The organism is Micromonospora sp. NBC_00858 (genome assembly GCF_045207365.1).
GTDB lineage: Bacteria > Actinomycetota > Actinomycetes > Mycobacteriales > Micromonosporaceae > Micromonospora.
Genome location: NZ_CP108828.1, coordinates 4,244,664 through 4,271,064, shown reverse-complemented (window position 1 = coordinate 4,271,064; position 26,401 = coordinate 4,244,664). Strand labels below are relative to the sequence as shown.

Sequence of the window (26,401 nt, the reverse complement as noted above, 5' to 3'; positions counted from 1 at the left end):
CGATTCTAGGCAGGAGTCTTGCCTAGAAGGGTGCCCGACCCCTACAGTCTTTCCAAGAAGGAGCCCTAACTAGAAGGAGTCGCGCCATGAACGCCCAACCCGCCCTGGCCGTCGCCCCGCTCCCGCCCCTGCCGCACTGGGAGTCGACCCCGGACGACCTCCCGGCCGCCATCCGCCAGATCAAGGCCGCGCTGCGCGACCGGATCGAGGCCTCCGGCCGTACGGTCGAGGAGGTGTTCGCGGTCGTCGAACGGCGGGTCCAGGCGAAGGTCGACGAGATCACCGCCGCCAGGGATCGCGGCGAGACGATCTGGCCGGTCATCGAGTACGCCGACATCGAGGCCGGCACCGTGCCGGCGGAGGCGCTGTCGAAACTGCGCCAGCGGGGCTGCCTCGTCGTCCGCGGCCACTTCGACCGCCAGCAGGCCCTCGCCTGGGACCGCGGCATCGTCGACTACGTGGACAGCAACGGGTTCGCCGAGGCCTACCGCGGTCCCGCCGACGACTTCTTCGGCAGCGTGGGGTCCAAGCCCGAGATCTACCCGGTCTACTGGTCGCCCGCGCAGATGCAGGCCCGCCAGAGCGACCGGATGGCCCGGGTGCAGGCGTTCCTCAACCGGCAGTGGAAGCACGAGTCCGAGGGCGTGCGGTGGTTCGACCCGGACCGCGACTCGCTCTACCCGGACCGGATCCGCCGCCGGCCGCCGGGCGCCGACTCCAACGGCCTCGGTACCCACCTCGATCCCGGCACTCTCGACCTGTGGATGACCGAGGCGTACCAGAAGGCCTTCCGCCACCTCTTCGACGGCACCGTCGAGCAGTACGACCCCTGGGACCCGGCCCACCGCACCGCCGGACCGCAGTACCCCGGCACCACCATGTGCTCGGCCTTCCGCACCTTCCAGGGCTGGACGGCCCTCTCCGACATGGACCACGACCAGGGGGTGCTGCACACCGTCCCGATCCCCGAGGCGATGGCCTACCTGATGCTCCGGCCGCTGCTCGCCGACGTGCCCGCGGACGACATGTGCGGCGTCACGGTCAACCAGGTCTTCCCTGCCAACGAGACGTGGCACCCGCTGCTCATGCAGGCACTCGCCGGCATCCCCGACGTCAAGGCGGGCGACTCCGTCTGGTGGCACTGCGACATGATCCACAGCGTGGCACCGGTCCAGGGCCAACAGGGTTGGGGCAACGTCATGTACATCCCCGCGGCCCCGTGGTGCCCGCGCAACGAGCGGTACTCGGTATCCGTCCGGGAGGCGTTCCAGACCGGGTCCAGCCCGACGGACTTCCCGGCGGAGCACTACGAGCGCAGCTGGCCCAACCGGTTCCAGCCCGACGACCTCAATCCCACCGGGCGGCGTGGCCTGGGCCTCGACTGATCGCCGACCAGCCGACGGGGTCCAGTCGCGGCGGGCCCACGGACGACGGTAGGCCGCCCGGACGTGTTGCCGGGCGGCCCACTCGCCGGTGGTACGGGGGGCCTCAGATGCGGGACCACTTCTGGTTGGCCGCACCCGTGCAGTCCCACAGGTGCAGCTTGCCGCCGTTGTTGGGGTTGGCGTCCCGGACGTCCACGCACCGGTTGGCGCTGATGTTGACCAGGTCGCCAGCGGCGCTCAGGGTGAAGCGTTGGGCGGGATTGCCGTTGCAGGTGACCAGGTTGACCTCGGTGCCGTTGGCGGTGCCGGCCCAGGCCGGGTCCATGCACTTGCCCATCGCGCGGACGGTCCCGTCGGAGGCGAACGTCCACGCCTGCGCGGCGGTGGTGTTGCAGTCCCAGATCTGCAGCTTGGCGCCGTCGACCGGGTTGGCGCTGGGGATGTCGATGCAGCGCCCGCTCTGCGCACCCCTGATCCGGCTGGTGCCGGGAGCCGGGTCGCCGCCACCGCCGGAGGTGTAGCTGGACACTCGGACGTAGTCGACCAGCATCTGCTGGGGGAACTGCGTGGAGCCGTCCGGGTAGCCAGGCCAGTTACCGCCGACCGCCACGTTGAGGATCATGAAGAAGGGGTGGTCGAACACCCACCGGTTGCCGCCGAGCCGGGCGGGGTCGACCCGGTGGTACTGCACCCCGTCGATGTACCAGGTGATGACGTTCGGCTCCCAGTCCACCCGGTAGGTGTGGAAGCCGTCGGCGAGCGGGCCGCCGAGGGTGCGGCTGCCGGTGATGCCCCCGCCGCCGGAGTAGCCGGGCCCGTGCACGGTGCCGTATACGGTGTTGGGTTCCCGACCGATGTTCTCCATGATGTCGATCTCGCCGGCGTCGGGCCACCCGCCGCCGGTGCCGAGCATCCAGAACGCCGGCCAGATGCCCTGACCGCGCGGGATCTTGATCCGGGACTCGAACCGGCCGTACGTCTGGCTGAAGGTGGCCGCGGTCAGCAGCCGCGCCGACGTGTACTCGCAGCGCCCGTAGTGGCACTGGTAGTTGGCGGGGTTGTCCCGGCGGGCGGTGATGACCAGGTTGCCCTGGCCGTCGTGCACCGCGTTGCTGGTGCTGTTGGTGTAGTACTGCCGCTCGTTGTTGCCCCAGCCGCCACCGCCGATGTCGAACCGCCACTTGTTCTGGTCGACGGGCGTGCCGGCCGGGGCGTTGAACTCGTCCTGCCAGCTGATCGGGCCGATGGCGGCCTCGGCCCGGTCGTTCTGGGCCGGGAGGACGAGCGCCACGGAGGTGGCGATGAGGGCGACCGCCGCGAGGACGAACGGTCGGAGGCGGGGGGTGGGACGGGCTGTGAACACGGGAGGCTCCTCAGCGAGGGGGTGGCGGAGGCTTCGCGCCCGGAGAACGTAGGAGAGCGCTCTCTATAACGAAGAATGTCGATATGCTGGCTTTCTGTCAAGAGTGTTACCAGTACGGTGACGGGTGGTCACCGCGCGATGCTCGCGGGTGAGCGCCCGCACCCGCGGGGCTTGCTGGTCCGCCCCGGACCGCGGACACGTGCTACCACGAAAGCGGTCGAATCGACCCTTCCTATTGCCGTGGGGCGTCCACGGGGGACAGGATGACGAGGCTCGCCGGAAACATCCCCGTAACCTGCGCGCTGCTGGTCTCTGTCACGAGGAAGTGGGAGTCAGTCATGAGCGACGTGTCGACGGCGCTGGGTGTGCGCCTTTACCCGGATCTGGTCGAGCGGGGTGGTCTGGCCCCCGCGCTCATTGAGATCGCTGCCCGCCACGAGCTCGACCTCGGCCGGGTGACCGCCCCCGAGCAGGGGCGTAGCCGGTTCACCTGCGCTGAGCTGCACTCCGATCAGGGTGTGGTCTGCGTCGGGCTGGGCTCCCAGGCCCGATACTTCATGGTCGACCTTCGGGTGTCGGGTGAGGTCCAGGCTCGGGGCGACGCCATGGACCTCGTCCAGGTGGCCCAGTTGGCCTCGGCCTGGCGCGCCGGGCTGACGCTCGCCGAGCTGACCGCCCGGTTCCCGTTCATGGAGGAGATGAAGCGCCGCCCGACGTCGGCGGCCCAGGTCCGCTGACGCTCCGCCGGCCACAGCGGGTGGCCGCGAACGGCCGCGCGCGCGATCGGGCTCAGCAGCGCAGCCGGGGCGGCAACGGTGACTCGGTGGTGGCGTCGCGGTCCAGGTAGGTCGACTCGGCGAACGCGAGGAAGCGCTCCGCGTCGGCCGCGTTGGACGCCAGGCCGAACGAGACGCGCACCGCGCCGCCGGTCGGCAGCCGCAGCGCACCGAGGTACTGGTCGATCGTGTCGACCCGCGCGAGCAGCCGCCGGCGCAGCGAGCCCCGGCTGATCCCGAACGCGCCCTCACCCGCACCCGGGTTGCAGAAGCAGCCGGTACGCAGGGAGAAGCCCGCCTCAGCCGATTCCCGCGCGACGAGCCGCTCGTCGACCAGGGAGCCGTCCGGCTGGCGGAAGTTGAACGTCACGGTGCCGCCCCGACCCTCAGCCGTCGCCGGCCCGTACACCTGGACCAGGGGCCGGCCGGTGCGGTGCCGCAGCGTGGTCAGCCGGTCCAGCAGCCAGCCGGTGAGCAGGCCGACCCGGGTGTGCACGAGTTGCACGCCGATGGTGTCGAGCCAGCGCAGGCCGAACTCCACGTCCGGGATGCTCAGGAAGTTGAGCGTGCCGTCCTCGAAGGCCGACTCGTCGTCCATCGACCGGTGCCAGTCACCCTGGACGCTGACCGCGCGGATCGTGCCGCCAGCGAACCACGGCCGGCGCAGCCGGGCCAGCGCGTCGCGGCGGGCCAGCAGCGCGCCGACCCCGGTGGGATAGCCGAAGAGCTTGTACCAGCTCAGGCAGACGAACTCGGGCTGGACGACGCTGAGGTCCAACCGGTTCGTGGGTGCGAACGCGGCGGCGTCGAGCAGCACGTCGTACCCGTGCCGGTGGGCCAGCTCCACCCAGCCCAGCGGGTGCTGCACACCGGAGAAGTTGCTCTGCGCCGGATACGCGAACAGCCCCCGACCGCCGGGCCGGCCCCACCGCCCAGCCAGCCCGCCGCGGCCGGCGTCGAGCATCGTGGACAGGTCCGACTCGGCGACCCGCAGCTCCGGCCCGGTGAGCGGTACGTAGCGCACCCGCGCGCCGGCCGCTCGGGCGTACTCGCGGATGCCGTTGACCGAGTTGTGGTTGTCCCAGGTCAGCACGAACGGTGCGGCCCGACCGAAGTCGTACGCCTCGCCGACCAGCCGGCAGGCGCCACTGGCGTTCGGGGTGAAGACGACCGTGTACTCGGCCGGGTCCGCGCGGAAGAAGTCGAGCACCGCGCGCCGCGCCGACTCGACCAGCGAACCGGCCGCCTCGCTGGTCGGATTCTCCGAGTGTGGATTGCTGTACAGGCCCGTTAGCAGCCGATCGTGGTGGGCTCTCACCTGGGCCTGTGCGGCCACCCCCGCCCCGGCGTAGTCGAGGTAGACCTGGCCGTGCCGGTCCAGGTGCCGGTACTCGGTGGCGCGCAGTTCGTCGATCGGAGCGGTGTCGGCGTACCCCGGCAATGCCGTCGGCGAGGTGCGGGTCGCGGTGTGGGGGGCCGGCTCAGGCCGCACGGCGGGCCTCCCGACGCGCCAGCACCGCCCAGGTCGCGCCGAGGAAGAGCACCACGAACCCGCCGAGCACCAGCCAGTTCACCCACACCGGCCGGGAGAAACTGTCGCCGTACGTGGCCAGCAGTGGCGGGCCGAGCGGGGAACCGCCGTCGCGCCAGAGCCGCTCCACCCCGGCGGTGTGTCCCAAGCCCTCGAACGCCCACCGGTTCGACATCGCGTAGCTGAGCCACTGGCCGCCGACCGCCATGGCCGGCACCGGCAGGATCGCGCCGACGAACAACACCTGCGGGAAGCAGAGCATCGGCAGCATGAGCGTCGCCTGGGCGGCGTCGGAGACGGCCGCGGAGCAGAGCAGGCCGAGGGTGAGCGCGGCTGCCGAGGAGAGCAGCAGCGTCGCGTACAGGGCGGCGAAGTCGGCGCCGCCGACCGGCGGCAGCCGGTCGATACCGCGCAGCACCCCGAGCAGGGCCAGGTCCACCAGGGCCAGTAGCGGCAGCAGCACCGCGACCTTCGCCAACAGGTACGGCACCAGCCGGACACCCGCCAGCCGCTCCCGGCGCAGGATCGGCAGCTCGGTGCAGATCTGGAGCAGGCCGTAGGTCAGCCCGAAGAAGAAGCCGCCGAACGCGATCCAGAACAGGATCATCACGGTCACGTTCGGGCTCGGTTGGGCCGGGTCGAACGCCCCGGGCCGGAACAGCAGCGCGAACATGCCGAGCACCATCAGCGGCGAGCCGAGCAGGATCGCCAGGGTCAGCCGGTTTCGGGCAACGATCTCCGCGTTGCGCGCGGAGAGGACGGCCCACTGCCGCAACCTGCCGACCTGCCGACGCCCCGAGCTGTCGACCCCCGGCTCGACCGTACGGGCCGCCGGGTCGCCGTCGTGGCACGCGGCGAAGCGGTCGGGCCAGGCCGCCGGGTCCGTCTCCTCGTCCAGCCGGAGGTGCACCTCCGCGAGGGACCGCAGGCCGAAGAACTCCCGGGCGACGGCCGGTGTGCCGGCGAACGCCAACCGGCCCTGGCGGGTCAGTACGACAACGCGGTCGCAGCGGTCCACGTCGGTGATCTGGTGGGTGGTGAGCACCACCGTGGTCCCCGCGTCGGCGAGGGTCCGCAGCACCCGGAGCAGGTCCACGGCGATCGCCGGGTCCAGCCCGGAGGTGGGCTCGTCCAGGAAGAACACGCCCGGTCGGGTGAGCAGTTCGACGGCGATGCTGGCGCGTTTGCGCTCACCGCCGCTGAGCCGGCCCACCGGCACCGCGGCCCGCTCGGTGAGCCGCAACTCGGCGAGCACCTCGGCGACCCGGCGGGTCACCTCGGCCGGCCCGGTGTCCGGCGGCAGGCGCAGCCGGGCCGCGTACCGCAGGGTGCGTCCCAGCGGCAGCTCGCGGTGGATGATGTCGTCCTGCGGGACGAAACCGATCGCGCCGACCTCGGCGGCGCCGTCGTACGCCACGGTGCCCGCGTCGGGTCGCCGGATCCCGGCGAGCGTCTCCAGCAGGGTGGTCTTGCCGGCGCCACTGGCGCCGATGATCGCGACGACCTCGCCCGGCTGGATGGCCAGCGAGATGTCGTCCAGGATCCGGCGACCGCCCCGGACACGGTGGCCCAGACCAGTGGCCGTGATACCGACGCCGGTGCGCGGGGGAGACGTGGTCTGCTCGGTCGTCATGTCGGGTGCCCGATCCGGTCGGGGAGTGGTCCGCCTGAATATCGTGCCTCGCCGATGCTACGTCCGGTGTGGACCGTGCGGTCCTGGCCCTTCAGTCCGTGGTGGTGCGCGCTTCCGGTGGTACCTGGAGGAGGTCCAGGCAGTTGCGCCACAGCGTCTCCAACTGGGCCGGGTCGTTGAGCAGCTTCGCGAGCAGGACCCGACCCTCGATCTGGGCGACGATGGACCGGGCGGCCTCGTGGGTGTCGACCGACGAGCCGGCCAGGCCACGTTCCTTCGCCTCGACGACCACCTGCTCGATCAGGTTGATCTGTTCCTCGAAGATCTCCTGAAGCCGACGGCGGATCTCCTCGGCCTGGTTGCTGAGTTCGAGGGCGAGGTTGCCGAACAGACAGCCGGCGACCACGCCGGCCTTCTGCTGGCCGGCGCGCTGGATCTCCTCGGTGGCCTCGAACAGGTCCCGTAGCCGCCGCAGGGGGTCACCCTCGCTGCCGAGCAACTGCTCCCACTGGCGGCGCTGGGTCGCCCAGTGCTCGTCGATGACAGTGCGGGCGAGCGCCTGCTTGGACTCGAAGAAGTAGTAGAAGCTGCCCTTCGGGACGCCCGCCGCCGCGCAGATCTCGGCCACGCCCAGCGCCGAGTAGCCACGCTGCTCGATCAGCGTGGCGGCCGAGTCGAGGATCTTGTTCCGCGCGTCACTGGTCCGTCCCATGCCTTGAAGGTACACGACCGGTCGGCTAGCTTTAGTCGACCAGTCGTCTAGTGCCCCCGGAACCCACGCCAACCCCTTCGGAAGAGGAGCAGGCCCATGCCGATCGTCACCATCCAGATCACCCGCGAGGGCAGCACGCCCGGCGCGTCCGCGGCGACCGCCGAGGAGAAGGCCGCACTGATCAAGGGCGTGAGCGAACTGCTGCGCGACGTCCTGAACAAGCCGTTGACATCGACCTTCGTGGTGATCGACGAGGTCGAGACCGAGAACTGGGGTCGCGGCGGCCTCCCGGTCGAACAGTTCCGCCAGCAGCAGAGCGCCCAGCTGCCCGAGTAGCGCCGGGCGGCATGAACGCACCGGCCGCGGGAAGAACCGGCTCTCCGCCGCTGGTGAGGGAGCCGGGATGAGAGCCGTCGTCTACGCGGACGTCCGCAGCGTCGCGGTGCGGGAGGTGCCGGACGCCACGTTGGAGGCCGAGACCGACGCGCTCGTGCGGATCACCTCCACCGCCATGTGCGGCACCGACCTGCACATGTACGACGGGCGGACCGGCGCCGATGCCGGCCTGGTGCTCGGCCACGAGCCGTTGGGCGTGGTGCAGCAGGTGGGCGCCGCGGTGCAGACCGTCCGCCCGGGCACCCGCGTGGTGATCCCCACGCACCTGTTCTGCGGGACGTGCGTGATGTGTGCCCGAGGGCTCTCGGCGGCCTGCCTGCGGGTCCGGGCCGAGGGGCCGGGCGCGGCGTACGGCTACGCCGGGATGGGCCCCTACCGGGGGGCTCAGGCCGACCTGCTGCGCGTGCCGTGGGCCGACGCGAACTGTGTACCCGTGCCCGGCGAGCCGGGGGACGCGTACGAGGACGACTTCGTGCTGCTCGCCGACGCGTTCGTCACCGGTTGGCACGCCGCAGCCACCCTGGCCGGGGTCGAAGCCGGCGACACGGTGGCCGTGTTCGGCGCCGGCACCATCGGCCTGCTCAGCGCGTACTCGGCGCTGATCCGGGGAGCCCGGGTGGTGTACTGCGTGGACGGCGTCGACGCCCGGCTCGACAAGGCCGGCGAGATCGGCGCGGTGCCGGTCGACTTCCGCCGCGGCGACCCGGTCGAGCAGATCCGCGCGGACCGGGCGCGGACCGGGCTGCCGCTCGGCGAGGAGAAGCTGGGCGGGATCGACAAGGTCATCGACGCCGTCGGGTTCCAGGCCCGGGACCGGGAGCGCCCCGACCAGGAGCGCCCCGACCAGGTCATCGCCGACGCGGCCCGGTTGGTCAACCCCGCCGGGGCGATCGCGGTCGCTGGCGTGTACCCGGAGAAGGACCTGCAACCCCGTCCCGGCGCGAGCGCCCGCGAGGATCTGGTCGCGCCGTGGGGGACGCTGTTCAGCAAGGGGGTCGCGGTCCGGTTCGGCCGTACCCACGACCGCCGCTACACGGTGCTCTTGCGGGACCTGGTCGTCGCCGGCCGGGCCCGGCCCAGCGTGATCGTCACCCACCACGGCAGCCTCGACGATGCGCCCGAGCTGTACCGCAGCTTCGACCGCCGTGAGCACGGGGTGATCAAGGCGGTGCTGCACCCGTGAGCGACGAGCCGGAAAGCGGCGCGGCGGAGCACGTCGACCCGCTCGGGCCGGTGGAGACCAGCCTCAGAGGTTGAGCGGCCCCGGGTCGGTGGCCAGCTGCCGAAACCGTACGCGCGGGTCGGGCACCAGCCGTCGCGTCGACAGGTCCAGCAGCCCGCCCACCCCGGTCAGCCGGGCGACCGGAGTGCCGTCGACGAGGGTGTAGTCCTGCTCGATCTGGAACACCTTGCTCTCGCTCCAGTGGAACTGGCAGGACACGTCCACCTCGTCCCCGCCACGCAGCTCCCGTAGGTACTTCAGGTTTGACTCCAGGGCGACCGGTCCGATGCCAGCGGCCAGGAGCCGGTCCTGCGCGATGCCGGCGGCGCGCAGGCACTCCCACCGGGCGTGCTCGCCGTACTGGACGTAGACGGCCTGGTTCAGGTGGCCCTGGGTGTCCAGCTCGTAACCCCGGACGGTGATGCGTACCCGGAAGGGATCTGCCATGAGGCGAGGGTAGCGGGACCTACCGACACGAGGTGCCGCCCGTCCGGTCTGGGCGGCGGCGATCCGGCACGGTACCCTTCCGCCGGCGGAAGTCGCGTCGTGCCTGTTGAGGGTCCTTTGCGCAGCGGCCGGGGTCGATCCCGCTCGGCCGGCGGAAGTCGCCCGGGAGCGCGGCGACCGGGTCGCCCGCTGCCGGCGGGACTATAGGGGCCGCTGGGGCAGGCGAACACTGTGCGACGTCTATATTGCCGGATTGTTACATTTTCAACACGCCCCCGCCTTGCGGATGGGCCTCTCGCCGCAATACGTTGCCGTCAACAACAAAACCGAGTGAAGGTCAAACCTTCCGGAGGCAACCGATGACGTTGGCGAGGTGGTACGAGCGATGAGCGACGTGCCCATCCTCCTTGAGATGCGCTCCATCACCAAGGAGTTCCCAGGAGTCAAGGCCCTCTCCGACGTCAACCTGGTGGTTCGCGCCGGCGAGATCCATGCCATCTGCGGTGAAAACGGCGCGGGCAAGTCCACGCTGATGAAGGTCCTCAGCGGTGTGTACCCGTACGGCACCTACGACGGCCAGATCGTCTACCAGGGGTCGGAGACGCGTTTCTCCGACATCCGGGCCAGCGAGAACGCCGGAATCGTGATCATCCACCAGGAGCTCGCGCTCATTCCGGGCATGTCGATCGCCGAGAACATCTTCCTCGGCAACGAGCCGCGCAAGCGGGGCGCGATCGACTGGAAGGCCGCGAACCGGATGGCGCTGGACCTGATGGCCCGGGTCGGTCTGCAGGAGGACCCGGACACCCTGATCAAGGACATCGGGGTCGGCAAGCAGCAGCTCGTGGAGATCGCCAAGGCGTTCGCCAAGGACGTGAAGCTGCTCATCCTGGACGAGCCGACGGCCGCGCTGAACGAGGCCGACTCCCGGCACCTGCTGGACCTGCTGCGCGGCTTCCGCTCGCGTGGAATCACCTCGATCATGATCTCGCACAAGCTGAACGAGATCGAGGCGATCGCCGACCAGATCACCATCCTGCGCGACGGCCGGACGGTGGAGACGCTGGACGTCAGGGCCGAAGGGGTCGACGAGGACCGGATCGTGCGGGGCATGGTCGGCCGCGAGCTGAGCAGCCGGTTCCCGGACCACACGCCGAAGATCGGTGAGGTCTTCTTCGAGGTCCGCGACTGGAACGTGCGGCACCCGATCTCCGCCGACCGGAAGGTCTGCAAGAACGAGAGCTTCGTGGTGCGCCGCGGCGAGATCGTCGGCTTCGCCGGCCTGATGGGCGCGGGCCGCACCGAGCTGGCGATGAGCGTGTTCGGCCGCTCCTACGGGGTGTACGAGTCGGGCACGATCATCAAGGACGGCAAGGAGATCGTGCTCAAGTCGGTGGCGGACGCGATCGACCACGGGCTCGCGTACGTCAGTGAGGACCGCAAGGCGATCGGCCTCAACCTGCTCGACGACATCAAGTCGTCGACGGTGGCCGCCAAGCTGTCCAAGATCTCCCACCACGGCGTCCTGGACCAGGTCGAGGAGTACCAGGCGGCCGAGGCGTACCGCAAGGAGTTGCGGACCAAGGCCCCGACGGTCGACGAGAGCGTCTCCAAGCTCTCCGGCGGCAACCAGCAGAAGGTGGTGCTGGCGAAGTGGATGTTCACGGACCCGGACCTGCTGATCCTCGACGAGCCGACGCGCGGTATCGACGTGGGCGCCAAGTACGAGATCTACGGCATCATCCAGCGGCTCGCCGACCAGGGGAAGGGTGTCGTCATCATCTCCTCGGAGTTGCCTGAGCTGATCGGGCTCTGCGACCGCATCTACACCGTGTTCGAAGGTGCCATCACGGGCGAGATCGCCCGGGAGGACGCCACCCCGGAAAACCTCATGAAGCAGATGACCTCGACGAAGAAGATGCTGACACGATGAGCCGATTGAAGGACCTTCAGAAGAACCTGTTCGGAGGCACCACCTCCAACGCTCGCCAGTTCGGGATGATCTTCACCCTGGTGGCGATCGTCGTCCTGTTCCAGATCCTGACCGATGGCCTGACTCTGCGGTCGGACAACCTGATCGCGCTGTTCCAGCAGAATTCGTACATTCTGATCCTGGCCATCGGCATGCTCATGGTGATCGTCGCCGGGCACATCGACCTCTCGGTCGGCTCCGTGGCCGCATTCGCCGGCATCCTGGTGGCGAAGGCGATGGCCGACTGGTCACTGCCCTGGCCCCTCGCCATCCTCTTCGGCCTCGGGATCGGCGCGCTGATCGGCGCCTGGCAGGGCTTCTGGGTGGCCTACATCGGGGTGCCAGCGTTCATCGTGACCCTGGCCGGAATGCTGCTCTTCCGCGGCGGCAACCAGTTCATCGGTAACGCGAACACCATCCCGGTGCCGGAAGGCTTCCGGGAGATCGGCTCCGGCTTCCTGCCCGAGTTCGGGCCGAACACCGGCTACAACAACGCCACGCTGCTACTCGGTCTGGCCGCGGCGGTGGCCGTGGTGTGGCGCGAGCTCCAGGCGCGCAAGACCCGCCGGGCGATGGACGCCGATCCGGCGCCGATGTGGATCTCGATCCTGCGCATGGCCGTCATGGTCGGGGTGATCGCCTTCGCCGCGCTGCGCTTCGCCAGCGGTCGCGTCGGCACCAGCTTCCCGATCTCCGGCATCATCCTGGTCGCGCTGGTCCTCGCGTACTCCTTCTACACCCGCAACACGGCCGGCGGCCGGCACATCTACGCGGTCGGCGGCAACTCCCGGGCGGCCGAGCTGTCCGGTGTGAAGCTCAAGCGGGTCAACTTCTTCGTCATGATGAACATGTCCGTCCTGGCAGCCCTGGCCGGCATGATCTTCGTGGCCCGTTCGGCGGCCTCCGGCCCGCAGGACGGCAACGGCTGGGAACTGGACGCGATCGCCGCGGTCTTCATCGGTGGCGCGGCCGTCTCCGGCGGTATCGGAACCATCAGCGGCTCGATCGTTGGTGGTCTCGTCATGGCCGTGCTCAACAACGGCCTGCAACTGATGGGCGTGGGCACCGACCGCGTCCAGATCATCAAGGGCCTGGTCCTGCTGCTGGCCGTCGCGATCGACGTCTACAACAAGAGCCAGGGGCGCTTCTCCGTGATCGGGAGCATCACCCGCTCCTTCAAGCGGGACGCACCCACCACCCCCGTTTCACCGCCCGACGCGGAGCGCGAGCCCGCCACGGCACCGGTGCCCGGACCACGGGCCACCGACCTCTCCTCCGTGTCACCTCTCCAGAAGGGCAAGTAACTTCCCATGCGTAGATTCTTCGGCAAGTCGGTGGCCATCGGTGCCGTCGCCATGCTGGCTCTCACCGCCTGCGGCTCCGGCCGCGACGAGGAGACCGGCGGCTCCAACGGTGACGCCAAGGGCTTCGCGGCGAACTCCCTGATCGGTGTCGCCCTGCCGGCCAAGACCTCGGAGAACTGGGTCCTCGCCGGTGACCTGTTCAGCAACGGTCTCAAGGAGGCCGGTTTCCAGAGCGACGTGCAGTACGCGGGTGCGTCGACCACGGTCGCCGACCAGCAGGCTCAGATCACCGCCATGGTGACCAAGGGCGCCAAGGTCATCGTCATCGGCGCGACCGACGCCGCGCAGCTGTCGACCCAGGTCGCCGCGGCCCACCAGGCCGGCGTGAAGGTCATCGCGTACGACCGGCTCATCACCAACACGCCGGACCTCGACTACTACGTCGCGTTCGACAACTTCAAGGTCGGCGAGCTCCAGGGCCAGGCCCTGCTCGAGGGCATGAAGGCCAAGAAGCCGAACGGCCCGTACAACATCGAGCTGTTCTCCGGCTCGCCGGACGACAACAACGCCGGTGTCTTCTTCAACGGCGCGATGAGCGTGCTCAAGCCGGAGATCGACAAGGGCAACGTGGTCGTCGCCTCGAAGCAGACCGACGTCAAGCAGACCGCCATCCAGGGCTGGAAGGCCGAGGGTGCGCAGGCCCGCATGGACCAGCTGCTGACCTCGACCTACGGCAACAAGGAGCTGGACGGCGTCCTCTCCCCGAACGACACCCTGGCCCGCGCGATCATGACCTCGATCAAGGGTGCTGGCAAGCAGGTCCCGGTCGTCACCGGTCAGGACTCCGAGGTTGAGTCGGTCAAGTCGATCGTCGCTGGCGAGCAGTACATGACGATCAACAAGGACACGCGGAACCTGGTCAAGGAGACCATCAACATGGTCAAGGCCCTCCAGGCCGGTAACACCCCGCAGGTGAACGACACCAAGTCCTACAACAACGGCAGCAAGGTCGTCGACACGTACCTGCTCCCGCCGGTCGCCGTCACCAAGGCCAACGCGGCTGAGGCGTACGCCAACGACCCGAAGCTCGCGCCGCTCACCAAGTAAGCACCACACGGTAGGCAGCAACGCCGATGGGTCCCGGATCTCCTCTTCCGGGACCCATCGTCGTCCTGGCACCCCCGCACCACCCGCCGCCGACCCGGAAGGAGGTCTGACCGTGGAAACACCCGTCCGGTCCAGGCCAGCCGGCGTCGGCCGCAATCCCGAATCCCCGCTGCCCTCGGTCCCCGGCGCGAGCCAGGAGGAGATCCGGCGGCAGAACCTCGGCGCCGTCCTGCGCTACGTCCACCTGCACGGGCCGACGTCCCGGGCCGAGCTGACCAGCCGGCTCGGCCTCAACCGCAGCACCATCGGTGCCCTCGCGGCCGACCTGGTCGCCAGTGGCCTGGTCACCGAGGAGGCGCCGACCACCGCCCGCCGCGCCGGCCGCCCCTCGCTGGTGGTCAGCCCTCGCTCCGACCGGGTCTACGCGCAGGCGCTGAGCATCGACGCGGACCGACTGCGCGCCGCCCGGGTCGGCCTCGGCGGGCGCATCCTCGATCTGCGCGAGGTCGCCCGACCCGTCGGCATGTCGGCGGTCGACGCCGTCGGCCCGCTCGCCGACCTCGTCCGCGACATGGAACGCTGCGTGGCCGCCGACGCCCTGCTGGTCGGCGGCGCGGTCGCGGTCACCGACACCACCCGTGACGCGGACGACAGGATCCGGATCGTCGGCATCGACGGGACCCTCGGCGCCGCGCTCGAGGCCGAACTCTCCGCCGGCCCGGGTTTCGTGGCCGGCGACCTGGCCGACATCGCCGGCCTGGCCGAGCACGTCCGCGGCGTGGCGGCGGGCGTCGACGATCTCATCTACCTGCACGGCGGCCTCGGCATCAGCGCCGGCATCATCGTGGGTGGCCGGCTGATGATCGGGCACCGGGGCCACAGCGGCAAGGTCGGCCACATGGTGGTCAACCCGAACGGGCTGCCCTGCGGGTGCGGCTCACGCGGCTGCTGGGAGACCGAGATCGGTGAGAACGCGCTGCTGCGGCACGCCGGCCGGGACCCCGGCGACCGCGCGGCGGTGGCCGAGGTGCTGCGCGCGGCGGCGGACGGCGACCGGACCGCGCGAGAGGCGGTCGAGCGGGTCGCCGACTGGCTCGGCTTCGGCGTGGCCAACCTGGTCAACGTGGTCAACCCGGACGCCGTGGTGTTCGGCGGCTCGCTGCGCGACATCTTCACCGCCGGGGCGGACACGGTCCGCAGCCGGCTGGGCGCCATGCCACTACCGGTCTCCCGCGAGCACCTGCGCCTGGAGGCGGCGGCGCTCGGCCCGGACGCCGTCCTGATCGGTGCCGCCGAACTGGCCTTCGACAAGCTGCTGGCCGACCCGCTGAACGTCGGCGTCGCCGGCCACGTGGGGCCCGTCGACCCGGCGTAGCCGCAAGCGCCTGCTGCGGCCGATGCGGCACGTCCTCGACGGCGCTGGTGCCGGGCCGAGTGGCCGGCACGCGGAGTGCGGCTGATCGGGCTCATCGATCACCTCGAACAGATGACCGTCATCAACCGACGGAAATGCCATGTGCCCATCGCTGCCGTAGATGCTACCGTACGTCGTACGACAGCGGCGGCGGCATCGAGGGGGAGCGAAATGACGACCGGTGAGGACGCGATAGTCGCGCAGGGGCTGCGCAAGCGGTACGGGGACCGGCACGCGCTGGACGGCTTCGACCTGCGGGTCCGGGCCGGCACGGTGTACGGCCTGCTGGGCCCGAACGGTGCCGGCAAAACCACTGCCGTACGGATCCTGTCCACCCTGCTCCGCTTCGACGAGGGGCGGGCCGAGGTGGCCGGGTTCGACGTGGCACGCCAGCCCGAGCAGGTGCGCTACCGCATCGGGCTGGTGGGGCAGCAGGCTGCGCTGGACGAGATGCTCAGCGGCCAGCAGAACCTCGTCATCTTCGGCCGACTGTTCCACCTCGACCCGAAGGCGGCTCGGCGGCGCGCCACCGAGTTGCTGGAACGGTTCGGCCTCGTCGACGCCGGTGAGCAGCCGGTGAAGGCGTACTCGGGTGGCATGCGCCGGCGGCTGGACCTCGCCGCCGGGATGATCCTCACCCCGTCGGTGCTCTTCCTCGACGAACCCACCACCGGTCTGGACCCGCGCGGTCGCAACGAGGTCTGGGAGTCGGTCCGGGAGTTGGTCCGCGCCGGCACCACCGTCCTGCTCACCACCCAGTACCTGGACGAGGCCGACCAGTTGGCCGACCGGGTCTCCGTGGTCGACGCCGGCCGGGTGATCGCCGAGGGCACCCCGGACGACCTCAAGGGCCGCCTCGGCGGCGACCGCCTCGACCTGGTCCTCCGCGACCGCGCCGATCTCGCCGCCGCCCTGCCGCGGCTGCGGCAGGTGGTCGGGGTCGAGCCGACGGTCGACCACGACCGGCGGCTGCTCAGTGCCCGGATCGGGGACCGGGCCGCCACACTCGCCGCCGTGCTACGGGCGCTTGAGGAGGGCGGCGTGCAGGTGGCGGACATCGCGCTGCGCCGCCCCACCCTGGATGAGGTGTTCCTGCACCTCACCGGGCATCGACCGCAGCCCGCCGAGGACGGCGGCGCCGAGGCGGTCGTTGTGCCCGCCGACAGCGCGGAGGTTTCGGCGTGACCAGTCTGACCCTGCCCGGCACCGGATCGCCGGCCCACCGGCCCGGTCGTCCCACCCTGCTGGCCGACAGCGTCACGCTGACCCGGCGGGGCCTCGCCCACTGGCGCCGCGATCCCGGGCCGCTGATCGGCTCGCTCGGCTTCGACATCCTGATCGTGCTGATGTTCGTCTACCTCTTCGGCGGCGCGTTGGAGGTGCCGGGGGGCGGGAGCTATCGGGAGTTCCTGCTGCCCGGCATGTTCGTGATGACCATGGTGTTCGGCATCAGCCTCACCACCATCGCCGTCTCGGCCGACCTGGACCGCGGGGTGACCGACCGCTTCCGGTCGATGCCCGTCTCGCCGCTGGCCCCGCTCATGGGTCGGGCGGCGGCCGACATGCTGTTCGCCTTGGTCACCCTCGTGGTGATGCTGTTGGCCGGTCTGGCGCTCGGGTGGCGGGCGCACGGCGGTGTCGGCGACACGCTGGCCGCGGTGGGGCTGATCCTGCTGCTGCGGTTCGCCCTGGTCTGGGTCGGCATCTTCCTGGGCCTGGTGATGCGGGGCCAGCAGGCGGTGGCCGGGGTGCAGATCCTGGAGTTTCCGCTCGGCTTCCTGTCCAACGCGTTCGTGGCGCCGTCCACCATGCCCGCCTGGCTGGGCACGGTGGCCGAGTGGAACCCCCTGTCGGTGACCGTCGGCGCGACCCGTGAACTCTTCGGCAACGCCGGCTGGGGTGGCGACTCCTGGGTGGTCCAGCAGTACCCGTGGCTGGCCGTCGTGTGGCCAGTCGTGCTGGTCGCCGTATTCCTGCCGCTCTCGGTGGCCCGCTACCGGCGGCTGAGTGGTTGAACCGGGGCTTGTCGAACGTCGTAGGTCACGATTGTCGGGTCGGTGGGCGGCCGCCCACCGACGATGCATCAGGAGGCAGAGTGCCGCTCGTGGTCGTCTTCACCCCGGGCGACCCGCCCCGCACCGGCACGGTTCACGTCCACCATCCGTCCGCCGACGCGCTGCCCGAGGAGTTCGACCGGGTCGGCGAGGGCGGCGAGCTGGGGCTGGTCCTCCCGCGCGGCGGCCGGCCGGAGCTGTGCACCGTCCCGGTCCGGTCCATCCCGGTGGGCGACGCGGTCCGCCGGCTGGTGGCGTTGCGCGACGCCGACCAGCTCGACCCGGCCGCCGCGTTCTGGTCGGCGGTCGCGGTCACCGGGCTCCACCTCGTCGCCCGAGGGCGAATCCTGCCCGGAGTGTCACCGCAGGGGTACGACGGCTGGCGCGCCGGCCCGTTCGACGTCGAGGACATGCGACGTATCCGGGCGTTGGCCTCCGCGATGCCCCCGACGGCGCGCGCGGTGCCGCTCGACCCCACGGCGCGACGGCTGGTCCTCCCCGACCCGGAGGAACTGGTCCGCGCCTTCCTCGACGCGGTGGCCGACACGCTGCCGCGTACCCCGGCCGCGCCCTGGCTCACCGGCGATCCCCGCTTCACCGCCCCGGCGCCCCAGTCGGCCGAGGAACTGCGCGGCTGGGCCAGGCAGGTCTCCGCCGGGGTGGACACCGGCCTGCGAGTGGCGCTGCGCGTGGAGATGCGGGGGGATCTCGACACCACCGCGCCCAGCGCCGTGGTCCGGCTGCGCAGTCTCGCTGACCCCACCCTGGTCAGCGACGCCGAGGCCCTCTGGGCGGGCGACCAGCACGGTCTCGGCGACCGGGCCACCGTGGAGGCGATGCTCGCCGTACGACGCGCGGCCGCGCTGTGGCCGCCGCTGGAACGCCTCCTCGACGAGGCCGCGCCGGTCGAGCTGGAGCTGCTCGACGAGGACCTGGTCGACCTGTTCGACGGCGCCGAGGCACGGCTGGTCGCGGCCGGCATCGACATCGAGTGGCCGGCGCAGCTCTCCCGCGCGCTCGCCGCCCGGGTGCTGGTCAGTTCTCCACCGGAGCAGCCCGCCGAGCCGGCGGCCTTCTTCCGTTCCGCCGCGCCGATGCCGCTGAGCTGGCAGCTGACCCTCGCCGGGGTGCCGCTGACCGACGCCGAGGCGGACCTGATCGCGGTCGCCCGGCCGATCGTCCGGTTGCGCGACGGGTGGGTTGCGGTTCCACCGGAGCTGGCCCGCCGGGCCGCCGAGCGCCGGCTCACCCCGCTCCCGGCGTACGACGCCCTGGCGGCGACCCTGACCGGCAGCACCGAGGTGGCCGGCGAGCGGGTCGACGTGGTGGCCGACGGCTGGCTGGACGCGCTGTGTGAACGGCTCGCCGACCCCGACCGGGGGCCGGAGCCGCTGACCCCGCCGGCCGCGCTCGCCACCACCCTGCGCGGGTACCAACTGCGTGGGCTGCGCTGGCTGGAGCGGATGACCTCGCTCGGGTTCGGTGGCTGCCTCGCCGACGACATGGGCCTGGGCAAGACGGTCACCGTCGTGGCCCTGCACCTGCGCCGCCAGCTCGACCGGGCCACCGCCGGCGCGACCCTGGTGGTCTGCCCCGCCTCGGTGCTCGGCACCTGGGAGCGGGAGATCCGCCGGTTCGCCCCTGGCACGCCGGTACGCCGCTTCCACGGCAGCACCCGGTCGCTCGCCGAGCTGGCCGACGGGATCGTGCTGACCAGCTACGGCACCATGCGCCTCGACGCCGACACCCTGACCACCCAGCGCTGGGGGCTGGTGGTCGCGGACGAGGCGCAGTACGTGAAGAACAGGCTCAGCGGCACCGCGAAGGCCCTGCGGACGATCCCGGCCCAGGCCCGGGTCGCGCTCACCGGCACCCCCGTGGAGAACGACCTCACCGACCTGTGGGCGATCCTCGACTGGACCACGCCCGGCCTGCTGGGCACGGCGGGGGAGTTCCGCGCGACCTGGGCCCGGCCCATCGAGGTGGACCGGGACTCCGCGAGCGTCGGCCGGCTGTCCCGCCTGGCCCGCCCCTTCCTGCTGCGCCGCCGCAAGACGGACCCGGGCATCGCCCCCGAGTTGCCGCCCAAGACGGTCACCGACCATCTGGTCCCGCTGACCGCCGAGCAGACCGCCCTCTACGAGAAGGTGGTCGACGAGGTGCTGGCCGAGATCCGGGCCAGCGGCACCGGCATCGCCCGGCGCGGCCTGGTGCTCAAACTGCTGGTCGGGCTGAAGCAGGTCTGCAACCACCCGGCGCACTACCTGAAGGAGGCACACGGTCCGCTGCGCGGCCGGTCGGAGAAGCTGCACCTCCTCGACGACCTGTTGGACACCATCCTCGCCGAGGGTGGCGGTGCGCTGGTCTTCACCCAGTACGTGCGGATGGCCCGGCTGCTGGCCCGGCACCTGGCCGAGCGGGGCGTACCGGCGCAGCTGCTGCACGGCGGCACACCGGTGTCGCGGCGCGAGGAGCTGATCCGCCGGTTCCAGGCCGGCGAGGTGCCGGTCTTCCTGCTGTCGCTCAAGGCGGCCGGCGCCGGCCTGACCCTGACCCGGGCCGACCATGTCATCCACTACGACCGCTGGTGGAACCCGGCCGTCGAGGAACAGGCCACCGACCGGGCCCACCGGATCGGGCAGACCAGGCCGGTGCAGGTGCACCGGCTGATCGCCCAGGGCACCCTGGAGGAGCGCATCGCCGCCCTCCTGGAGGCCAAGCGAGCCCTGGCCGACGCCGTGCTCAGCGGCGGCGAGACCGCCCTGACCGAGCTGTCCGACGCCGAGTTGCTCCGGCTCGTCCGGCTCGGCGACCAGGAACGAGGGGACGGGACGTGACGGGCGACGAGGAGTTCGACGACCTGTGGGACGACGACGCCGAACCGGTGCGGGACGACGGACGGGCCCGCAGCTTCCCGGCCTTCGCACCGGACCGGCGGATCGGCCGGACGTTCGCCGCCACCTGGTGGGGCACCGCCTGGATCGACGCCATGGAGCGGGCCGCGCTCGACCGTGGGCAGCTGAGCCGGGGGCGCCGGTACGCGCTCGCCGGTCAGGTCGGCCCGATCACCGTGAGTCCGGGTCGGATCTCCGCCCCGGTCCATGACGGCGACCCGGACCGTCCGCACGACACCGTGGTGCGCGTCGGCCCGCTCTCCGAGCGCCAGTGGGACCGTCTGCTCGACGCGCTCGCCGCGAAGGCCGGCCACATCGCCGCCCTGCTCGACCGGGAGATGCCGCCCGAGCTGGTCAATACCGCCGAGGACGCCGGGGTACGCCTGCTGCCCGGCTACGGCGACCTGGAACCGGAGTGCGAATGCCCGTCCTGGGACCAGCCCTGCCGGCACGCCGCAGCGTTGGCCTACCAGACGTCCTGGCTGCTCGACCGCGACCCGTTCGTGCTGCTGCTGATGCGCGGGCGGGCCGAGACCGAGCTGGTGGAGGAGCTGCGCCGGCGCAACGCCCGGCGGCACATCGCGGTGGCGGACGCCGCCGCCCCGGTCGGCACCCCGGCGGAGGAAGCCTGGGCCGCTGCCCCGGCGCCGCTACCTGCACCGCCCGCGCCGGTGCCCGGCGCACCGCTGGCGCTCGCCCCGATCCTCGCCGGACACTCCGCGCCCGGCGTCGATGCCGAGGCGCTCGGGCTGCTCGCCGCCGACGTCGCTTCCCGGGCCCGGCAACTGCTCGCCGCCACCCGCGCGGAGCTGCTCGCGCCGGAGCCCGACGCCTGGCCGGACGCCGTCCGGCTGGCCGCCAGCGTGCCGCGCTCGCCGGCCGTCGAGCGGCTCGCCGAGGCCAGCGGGCGAGCGGCAGAGCTGCCCCGGGCCGTCCGGGCCTGGGAGTACGCCGGTCCGGCCGGCGTGGCCGCCCTCGACGCGGTGTTCACCCCGCCGCCCGAGGTGACCGCCCGAACCACCGCGGCGCTGCGTGCGGTGGTGGACGGCGACGTGAAGTCCTGGCGCAACCGGTGGACCGTCGGCCGGGACGTGCAGTTGCGCCACGGCCCGGACGGACGCTGGTATCCGTTCCGGCGCCGTGCCGGTGCCTGGTGGCCGGCCGGCCCGCCCCGCACCGATCCGACCGACGCCCTGCTCGACCTGCCGCCGGAGGGGTCCGACACCGAACGCCGGTGACGTACCCGCTGCCCCTGCCGGCGTTCGACCAGGCGCAGGTGCGGGACTCCGACCGGACAGGCGGCGTGCCCCGGTGACCGACCACCGGGGCGCGCCACGGATCAGCCGGCGGGGCGCAGCACCCGGCCCGGTCCGGCGGCGTTGTCGGCGGCGGCCTGGCTGCGTTGGGTGCCGGTGACGCAGACGTCGTCCCCGGCGTACGCCTCGCGCCACACGTAGCCGGCGACGCAGGTGTGCGGCCCATACGGTCCGTTGACCCAGCGGCTCGCGGCGGCCGCGTTGTCCGCGAGCACCTGGGAGCGGGTTGCGCCGGTCACGCAGACGTAGTCGGACTGGTCGCCGTCGCGCCAGACGTACCCGCTGACGCAGCTGTTCGGGCCGAACACCAGCCGGGCGGGATTGCGCCGCGACGCCGCGGCGGCGTTGTCGGCGGCGGCCTGGCTGCGCTGGGTGCCGGTGACGCAGACGTCGTCCCCGGCGTACGCCTCGCGCCACACGTAGCCGGCGACGCAGGTGTGCGGGCCGTACGGGCCGTTCACCCAGCGGCTCGCCGCGGCGGCGTTGTCCGCCCACACCTGGCTGCGGGTGGCGCCGGTGACGCAGACCAGGTCACCGGGGCGGGCCTCGCGCCACACGTACCCCTGCAGGCAGCGGTTGACCACGTCGGTGGTGACGGTCACCGAGGCGGCATTGCCGGAGACCCAGTTCACGCCGATCTGCACACTGTTGGCGTTGACCGACTGCGCCGGCCCGCCGCCGGGCCCGGTACGGAGCAGGGTGGGGGTGCCGTTGCGGACCTCATGCAGCAGCACGGTGTCGCCGGGGATACCGGCGCTCCAACCGGTCTTCCGGCGGAACTCGATGGTGTAGTAGTGGAACAGGTCGGCCGGGTCGAACGGGATCCGGATCAGTTGCGGGCCACTCGCGGCGGGCACCTCCAGCGGCGCCATGGTGAGGGTGCGCGATCCGATGCCGTCGGCGGCCATGGTGAAGATCCGGTTCTTGGGCAGCCAGCCCAACTCGTCGCGGTGGGGCCCGTTGAGCCCGACCGCGCTGGTGCCGTAGTTCGCGGTGCCGAAGGCGTAGATGTGCATGGCGCTCATCTCGTCCCACGGGTCGTCGTACTCGCCCGGCTGGGACCATGGCGCGTTCTGGTACGTGGTGTCGTTGGAGAACGAGTGCCCCAGGTTGTATCCGTGCAGCATCTCGTGCGCGGCGAAGCCGACGTTCCAGGCGCCCGGGTCGAGCAGCACCCGGCCACCGGCCGCACCCGAATCCACCCAGTCGTTGAGCATGACCGCGATCCGGTTCCCGGCGGGCACCGCGTAGCCGGCGGTCGCCGCGGTGTCCACGCAGCGCTGGATCCGGGTCCACCGGTCGATCGACTGGAACTGCGCCAGCGTGTACGGCATGGTGTACCAGCCTCGAACGACCGAGCCCGCCAGCGACACCCGCCCGCCGGACTGGTCGGCCAGGTAGTCCGCCACCCCGCCGGTGCCGATCCCGGCCGCGGTGAGGAAGTTGGCGAAGTGCGACGGCGGTTGCGGCTCGGCCGGCTTGTCGCTGAACTTGCACAGCAGCACCGACCAGGCGGTGGCGTTGCGGATCGGGCTGGCGGTCGCCGGGGCGGCCGGCAACGCCACCGCGCCCAGCACGGCGCAGGCGAGCGCCACGGCCGACGCGGCGACCCGACGGAGGATTCTGGACTTCACTCGTGCGCTCCCATCCCTGCGGCCCGGCCGACCCGGCCCTGAGGTCCACATCGGAGCACCAAGTGTGATCGGATGGGCACTTTCAGTCGCGTTGGCGACGGGCCGGAATCCGACTTCACGTTCCCGCGCAGTGTCGGGCGTCGCCGTTAGGCTCGGCGACGTGGTGGTGCACCAGCTCGATCGGGCGCAGGCGCGGCGGATCGCCGTCCGGGCCCAACTGCTGGCCGCCCAGCGGCCGACGGACCTGCTGACCGTGGTGCGTCAGCTGACGCTGTTGCAGATCGACCCGACGGCCGCCGTCGCGCCGAGCGCCGACCTGGTCGCCTGGAGCCGACTCGGCTCGTCGTACCAGCCAGCCGAGTTGCGGCAGGCGCTGGAGCGGGACCGGACGCTCTTCGAGCACCAGGCGATGGTGCGGCCGATGGACGATCTGCGGCTCTATCTCGCCGCCATGGCGACCTGGCCCAGTTACGAGCGCCCGCGCGAGTGGCTGCGCGCCAACGACTCGTTCCGCCGGGACGTGCTCGACCTGCTCGGCCGCTCCGGGCCGCTGCTCTCCCGCGACATCCCGGACACCTGCGTGGTGCCCTGGCCGTCGTCGGGGTGGACCAACAACCGCAACGTCACCCAGATGCTGGAGTTCCTGGTCCTGCGGGGAGAGGTCGCGATCGCCGCCCGCCAGGGCCGACAGCGCCTCTGGGACGTGGCGGAGCGGGTCTACCCAACGGGCACGCCCGTCGTCCCACTGGAGCAGGCGCACCGACTCCGCAACGAGCGGCGGCTGCGGGCGTTGGGCATCGCGCGGGAGAAGGCGGTGGCTGTCCCCGGCGAGCCGGCGGAGGTCGGTGACGCTGGTGAGCCGGCGGTCGTCGAGGGCGTCCCGGGCGTCTGGCGGGTCGACCCGGCTGCGCTCGGGCAACCGTTCACCGGGCGTACCGCGGTGTTGTCGCCCTTCGACCGGCTGGTGCACGACCGGGTCCGCCTCGCGGACCTGTTCGAGTACGAGTACGTCCTGGAGATGTACAAGCCGAAGGCCAACCGGCGGTGGGGCTACTTCGCGTTGCCGATCCTGCATGGCGACCGGCTGGTCGGAAAGGTCGACGCCATGGCCGACCGCCGGCGCGGCACGCTCACGGTGCACGCCATCCACGAGGACGTGCCCTTTACGCCGGAGATGACCCGGGCCGTGCACGACGAGCTGCACGACCTCGCGTCCTGGCTGAAACTGACCGCCGAGGGCCTGCGCAGCGGGTGATCGCCGGGCCCCGTGGCCCCGGCGATCACCCGCTGCCGGGTTACGCGATCCGGCGGACCCGGCGGATGGCCAGGTAGAGCAGGAGCAGCGCGAGGGCGACGAAGATTCCCGTCTCGATGCCCTGGAACAGCCAGAACCGGTCCGCCGGCTGGTAGAGCTGCCAGTTGTACGCGCCCGGCTCGAGACCCAGCTCGGCGCCGCAGGTCCGACCGTCCGGCCCCTTTCCGCCCGGCGGGCACTGGATTCGGGTGTCCTCCGCGATCATCGTCCCGTCGGGGTTCCGGACGCCCTGGGCGAGGATCCAGTCCCCCCGGCCCATCTCCGGTGTCCCGTCCCCCTCGATCGGGAAGGTCTGGGTGCGGGCGGGCTGGTAGTGCGGTCGGGCCAGGACCGCCACCGCCGCCCGTACGCCGATGAATCCGGCCAGGGTGATGCCCATGGCGGGCAGCATCCGCTTCCAGACGGTGCCGGCGAAGATGCCGAGCGCCACGGCGAAGAGGGTGTAGCCGATCGGGGCGACGCCCTGGAGGTCGAAGACGATCAGGCCGAGTCGGCCCTCGTGCGCGGACTGGGTGAGCGGCTCGACCCACCACGACATGCCCAGCCCGTAGCACACCGCGAGGACCACGACGGCCGCGCCGACCAGCCCGAACTTCACCAGCGCCCAGCGGTTCCGGCCGACGCCCTGGGTCCAGACGAACCGGTGCGTGCCCTGCTCCACCTCGCGGGCGACCAGCGGGGCGCCCCAGAACAGGCCGACCAGCACCGGCAGCGTGATCAGCAGCACGGCCACCAGGTTCAGGCTGCCGTACCGGTTGGTGAAGCGGCGGAAGCCGGCCTCGCAGCCGTCCCGGGTCGCCGCGGCCACGTTCGTGTCGTTCAGTTGGCGTACGCACTCCGCCAGCCCGAGATCGGCGAAGCTGTTCCGCATCGACAGGCCGATCGGCACCAGCAGGGCGGCCAGCGCCACGAACCCCAGCAGGGTGAAGAGTGCCTGCTTGCGGTGTTGCCGCCAGGTCAGCCAGATCATGCCGGCACCCCCCACTCGCTGTGACTGGTCTGCGTGTTGCCGTCGGCCAGGTAAGCCAGGATGACGTCCTCCAGGCCGACCTCGCGCACCGTCCAGGCCGGATCGGTGACCGGACCGTCGGCGCGGACGAGCAGCGTGGACTGTCGGTCGGTGTGGCTGGCCCGGATGACGGCGGCGACGCCCCCGATCGGGCCGCCGTCGTGCCGTGGGCCGACCAGCTGCCGGTGCCCGGCGACCAGGTCGTCGACCGCGCCGGCGAGCTGCACCTGAGCGGCGTTGAGCACGATCAGGTAGTCGCAGACGCGTTCCAGGTCGGCCAGCAGGTGCGAGGAGAGCAGGACGGTGGTCCCGGAGTCCGCCACGCTGCCCATCAGCGACTGGAGGAACTCCCGCCGGGCCAGCGGGTCGAGGCTGGCGACCGGCTCGTCGAGCAGCAGCAGCCGGGGCCGCTTGGCCAGCGCCAGGGCGAGCGCCACCTGGGCGCGTTGCCCGCCGGAGAGTTTGCCGACCGGCCGATCTGGCGGTATGCCGAGCTGGGCCAGCCGATTGCGGGCCAACTCGGCGTCCCACCGCCGGTTCAGCTTGCCGCCGGCGGTGACCAACTCGGCTGCGGTGAAGTCCCGGTACAGCGGGGTGTCCTGTGCGACGAAGCCGATGTCGGCCAGGCCCTCCGTGTCGCCGTACGGCGATCTGCCGAACACGCGTACCGCTCCCGCGTCGGGCTTGAGCAGCCCGACGGCCAGGTGCAGCAGGGTGCTCTTGCCGGCACCGTTCGGCCCGACCAGCGCGGCGATCCGGCCGGCCGGCAGGTGTAGCGAGCAGTCCCGCAACGCCCAGGTCCTGCCGTACCGCTTGCCCAGCTGGTCGGCCTCCAAGACCATGTCCATCCTCTGTCCTCTCGTTCCGTTCACGCCACCGCCTCGCGGTGGCGCGAGCGCTGGCTGCTGTGCCTGATG

21 protein-coding genes are annotated in these 26,401 nt (G+C 71.6%); 13 read left to right on the top strand and 8 right to left on the bottom strand.

The features are described from left to right. The first annotated feature begins 86 nt into the window (after positions 1-86). Positions 87-1,385 (top strand): DUF1479 domain-containing protein, encoded by a 1,299-nt coding sequence (locus OG990_RS19850; RefSeq protein WP_406076672.1) that lies wholly within the window; start codon positions 87-89, stop codon positions 1,383-1,385. A 103-nt stretch (positions 1,386-1,488) separates the two neighbouring features. Here the strand turns inward: OG990_RS19850 and OG990_RS19845 are convergent, their stop codons facing one another. Further along, positions 1,489-2,748 (bottom strand): family 16 glycosylhydrolase, encoded by a 1,260-nt coding sequence (locus OG990_RS19845; protein WP_355612340.1) that lies wholly within the window; start codon positions 2,746-2,748, stop codon positions 1,489-1,491. 338 nt (positions 2,749-3,086) lie between these two features. Here OG990_RS19845 and OG990_RS19840 point away from each other — a divergent pair, with 338 nt between their 5' ends. Continuing rightward, positions 3,087-3,485 carry a hypothetical protein gene (locus OG990_RS19840; RefSeq protein WP_328425434.1) on the top strand — a complete coding sequence of 133 codons (399 nt, stop codon included), beginning with the start codon at positions 3,087-3,089 and terminating at the stop codon, positions 3,483-3,485. Positions 3,486-3,537: 52 nt separating this feature from the next. Here the strand turns inward: OG990_RS19840 and OG990_RS19835 are convergent, their stop codons facing one another. The 3 genes from OG990_RS19835 to OG990_RS19825 all read right to left on the bottom strand — a co-directional run bounded on the left by OG990_RS19835 (position 3,538) and on the right by OG990_RS19825 (position 7,400). Continuing rightward, complete coding sequence (locus OG990_RS19835; protein ID WP_406076671.1) at positions 3,538-5,016, bottom strand: aminotransferase class V-fold PLP-dependent enzyme; 1,479 nt, start codon at positions 5,014-5,016, stop codon at positions 3,538-3,540. Further along, positions 5,006-6,688, bottom strand: coding sequence for an ATP-binding cassette domain-containing protein (locus OG990_RS19830; RefSeq protein WP_406076669.1), 1,683 nt, complete (start codon positions 6,686-6,688; stop codon positions 5,006-5,008). Before OG990_RS19830 ends, OG990_RS19835 begins: the two co-directional genes overlap by 11 nt. Before the next feature lie 91 nt (positions 6,689-6,779). Beyond that, positions 6,780-7,400 carry a TetR family transcriptional regulator C-terminal domain-containing protein gene (locus tag OG990_RS19825; RefSeq protein WP_406076667.1) on the bottom strand — a complete coding sequence of 207 codons (621 nt, stop codon included), beginning with the start codon at positions 7,398-7,400 and terminating at the stop codon, positions 6,780-6,782. Between the two features lie 96 nt (positions 7,401-7,496). Between OG990_RS19825 and OG990_RS19820 the strand changes: the two genes are divergently transcribed. Both OG990_RS19820 and OG990_RS19815 read left to right on the top strand, forming a co-directional pair. Further along, positions 7,497-7,736, top strand: coding sequence for a 4-oxalocrotonate tautomerase family protein (locus OG990_RS19820; RefSeq protein WP_328425444.1), 240 nt, complete (start codon positions 7,497-7,499; stop codon positions 7,734-7,736). Positions 7,737-7,803: 67 nt separating this feature from the next. Continuing rightward, positions 7,804-8,979, top strand: coding sequence for a glutathione-independent formaldehyde dehydrogenase (locus tag OG990_RS19815; RefSeq protein ID WP_328425446.1), 1,176 nt, complete (start codon positions 7,804-7,806; stop codon positions 8,977-8,979). Positions 8,980-9,042: 63 nt separating this feature from the next. Here OG990_RS19815 and OG990_RS19810 read toward each other — a convergent pair whose 3' ends face one another. Then, entirely contained in the window at positions 9,043-9,465 is a 423-nt protein-coding gene (locus OG990_RS19810) for an acyl-CoA thioesterase (protein WP_386988802.1), read from the bottom strand. Positions 9,466-9,850: 385 nt separating this feature from the next. Here OG990_RS19810 and mmsA point away from each other — a divergent pair, with 385 nt between their 5' ends. The 8 genes from mmsA (at position 9,851) to OG990_RS19770 (ending at position 21,448) form a co-directional block, all read left to right on the top strand. Next, positions 9,851-11,398, top strand: a complete 1,548-nt coding sequence (mmsA, locus tag OG990_RS19805; RefSeq protein WP_406076665.1) for a multiple monosaccharide ABC transporter ATP-binding protein — start codon at positions 9,851-9,853, stop codon at positions 11,396-11,398. After that, on the top strand, positions 11,395-12,741 hold the full coding sequence (gene mmsB, locus OG990_RS19800) for a multiple monosaccharide ABC transporter permease (RefSeq protein WP_328425453.1): 1,347 nt from the start codon (positions 11,395-11,397) through the stop codon (positions 12,739-12,741). Before mmsA ends, mmsB begins: the two co-directional genes overlap by 4 nt. A 6-nt stretch (positions 12,742-12,747) precedes the next feature. Then, positions 12,748-13,848: a sugar-binding protein gene (locus OG990_RS19795; RefSeq protein WP_328425455.1), complete on the top strand. Its 1,101-nt coding sequence runs from the start codon at positions 12,748-12,750 to the stop codon at positions 13,846-13,848. Between the two features lie 112 nt (positions 13,849-13,960). Then, positions 13,961-15,223 carry an ROK family protein gene (locus OG990_RS19790; protein ID WP_386988798.1) on the top strand — a complete coding sequence of 421 codons (1,263 nt, stop codon included), beginning with the start codon at positions 13,961-13,963 and terminating at the stop codon, positions 15,221-15,223. A 210-nt stretch (positions 15,224-15,433) separates the two neighbouring features. Then, on the top strand, positions 15,434-16,447 hold the full coding sequence (locus OG990_RS19785) for an ATP-binding cassette domain-containing protein (protein ID WP_406076663.1): 1,014 nt from the start codon (positions 15,434-15,436) through the stop codon (positions 16,445-16,447). Positions 16,448-16,452: 5 nt separating this feature from the next. Next, positions 16,453-17,277 (top strand): ABC transporter permease, encoded by an 825-nt coding sequence (locus tag OG990_RS19780; protein ID WP_406081825.1) that lies wholly within the window; start codon positions 16,453-16,455, stop codon positions 17,275-17,277. An 80-nt stretch (positions 17,278-17,357) separates the two neighbouring features. Continuing rightward, complete coding sequence (locus tag OG990_RS19775) at positions 17,358-20,153, top strand: DEAD/DEAH box helicase (RefSeq protein ID WP_406076661.1); 2,796 nt, start codon at positions 17,358-17,360, stop codon at positions 20,151-20,153. Beyond that, entirely contained in the window at positions 20,150-21,448 is a 1,299-nt protein-coding gene (locus tag OG990_RS19770) for an SWIM zinc finger family protein (protein ID WP_406076659.1), read from the top strand. Before OG990_RS19775 ends, OG990_RS19770 begins: the two co-directional genes overlap by 4 nt. Positions 21,449-21,549: 101 nt before the next feature. Here the strand turns inward: OG990_RS19770 and OG990_RS19765 are convergent, their stop codons facing one another. Continuing rightward, complete coding sequence (locus OG990_RS19765; RefSeq protein ID WP_406076658.1) at positions 21,550-23,160, bottom strand: hypothetical protein; 1,611 nt, start codon at positions 23,158-23,160, stop codon at positions 21,550-21,552. 160 nt (positions 23,161-23,320) lie between these two features. Here OG990_RS19765 and OG990_RS19760 point away from each other — a divergent pair, with 160 nt between their 5' ends. Beyond that, entirely contained in the window at positions 23,321-24,415 is a 1,095-nt protein-coding gene (locus tag OG990_RS19760; RefSeq protein WP_406076656.1) for a DNA glycosylase AlkZ-like family protein, read from the top strand. A gap of 40 nt (positions 24,416-24,455) precedes the next feature. Here OG990_RS19760 and OG990_RS19755 read toward each other — a convergent pair whose 3' ends face one another. Together OG990_RS19755 and OG990_RS19750 are read right to left on the bottom strand one after the other, a co-directional pair. Beyond that, positions 24,456-25,445 (bottom strand): transporter, encoded by a 990-nt coding sequence (locus OG990_RS19755; RefSeq protein ID WP_406076655.1) that lies wholly within the window; start codon positions 25,443-25,445, stop codon positions 24,456-24,458. After that, complete coding sequence (locus OG990_RS19750; RefSeq protein ID WP_328425473.1) at positions 25,442-26,332, bottom strand: ABC transporter ATP-binding protein; 891 nt, start codon at positions 26,330-26,332, stop codon at positions 25,442-25,444. The genes OG990_RS19755 and OG990_RS19750 overlap by 4 nt, the downstream gene beginning before the upstream one ends. Positions 26,333-26,401: the final 69 nt, after the last annotated feature.

Bases quoted from the DNA above. Each gene is read 5' to 3' on its own strand.
- mmsA (WP_406076665.1), top strand. From the start codon at position 9,851: ATGAGCGACGTGCCCATCCTCCTTGAGATGCGCTCCATCACCAAGGAG.
- OG990_RS19755 (WP_406076655.1), bottom strand. From the start codon at position 25,445: ATGATCTGGCTGACCTGGCGGCAACACCGCAAGCAGGCACTCTTCACC.
- mmsB (WP_328425453.1), top strand. From the start codon at position 11,395: ATGAGCCGATTGAAGGACCTTCAGAAGAACCTGTTCGGAGGCACCACC.
- OG990_RS19825 (WP_406076667.1), bottom strand. From the start codon at position 7,400: ATGGGACGGACCAGTGACGCGCGGAACAAGATCCTCGACTCGGCCGCC.
- OG990_RS19785 (WP_406076663.1), top strand. From the start codon at position 15,434: ATGACGACCGGTGAGGACGCGATAGTCGCGCAGGGGCTGCGCAAGCGG.
- OG990_RS19815 (WP_328425446.1), top strand. From the start codon at position 7,804: ATGAGAGCCGTCGTCTACGCGGACGTCCGCAGCGTCGCGGTGCGGGAG.
- OG990_RS19810 (WP_386988802.1), bottom strand. From the start codon at position 9,465: ATGGCAGATCCCTTCCGGGTACGCATCACCGTCCGGGGTTACGAGCTG.
- OG990_RS19750 (WP_328425473.1), bottom strand. From the start codon at position 26,332: ATGGACATGGTCTTGGAGGCCGACCAGCTGGGCAAGCGGTACGGCAGG.
- OG990_RS19850 (WP_406076672.1), top strand. From the start codon at position 87: ATGAACGCCCAACCCGCCCTGGCCGTCGCCCCGCTCCCGCCCCTGCCG.
- OG990_RS19840 (WP_328425434.1), top strand. From the start codon at position 3,087: ATGAGCGACGTGTCGACGGCGCTGGGTGTGCGCCTTTACCCGGATCTG.
- OG990_RS19820 (WP_328425444.1), top strand. From the start codon at position 7,497: ATGCCGATCGTCACCATCCAGATCACCCGCGAGGGCAGCACGCCCGGC.
- OG990_RS19795 (WP_328425455.1), top strand. From the start codon at position 12,748: ATGCGTAGATTCTTCGGCAAGTCGGTGGCCATCGGTGCCGTCGCCATG.
- OG990_RS19830 (WP_406076669.1), bottom strand. From the start codon at position 6,688: ATGACGACCGAGCAGACCACGTCTCCCCCGCGCACCGGCGTCGGTATC.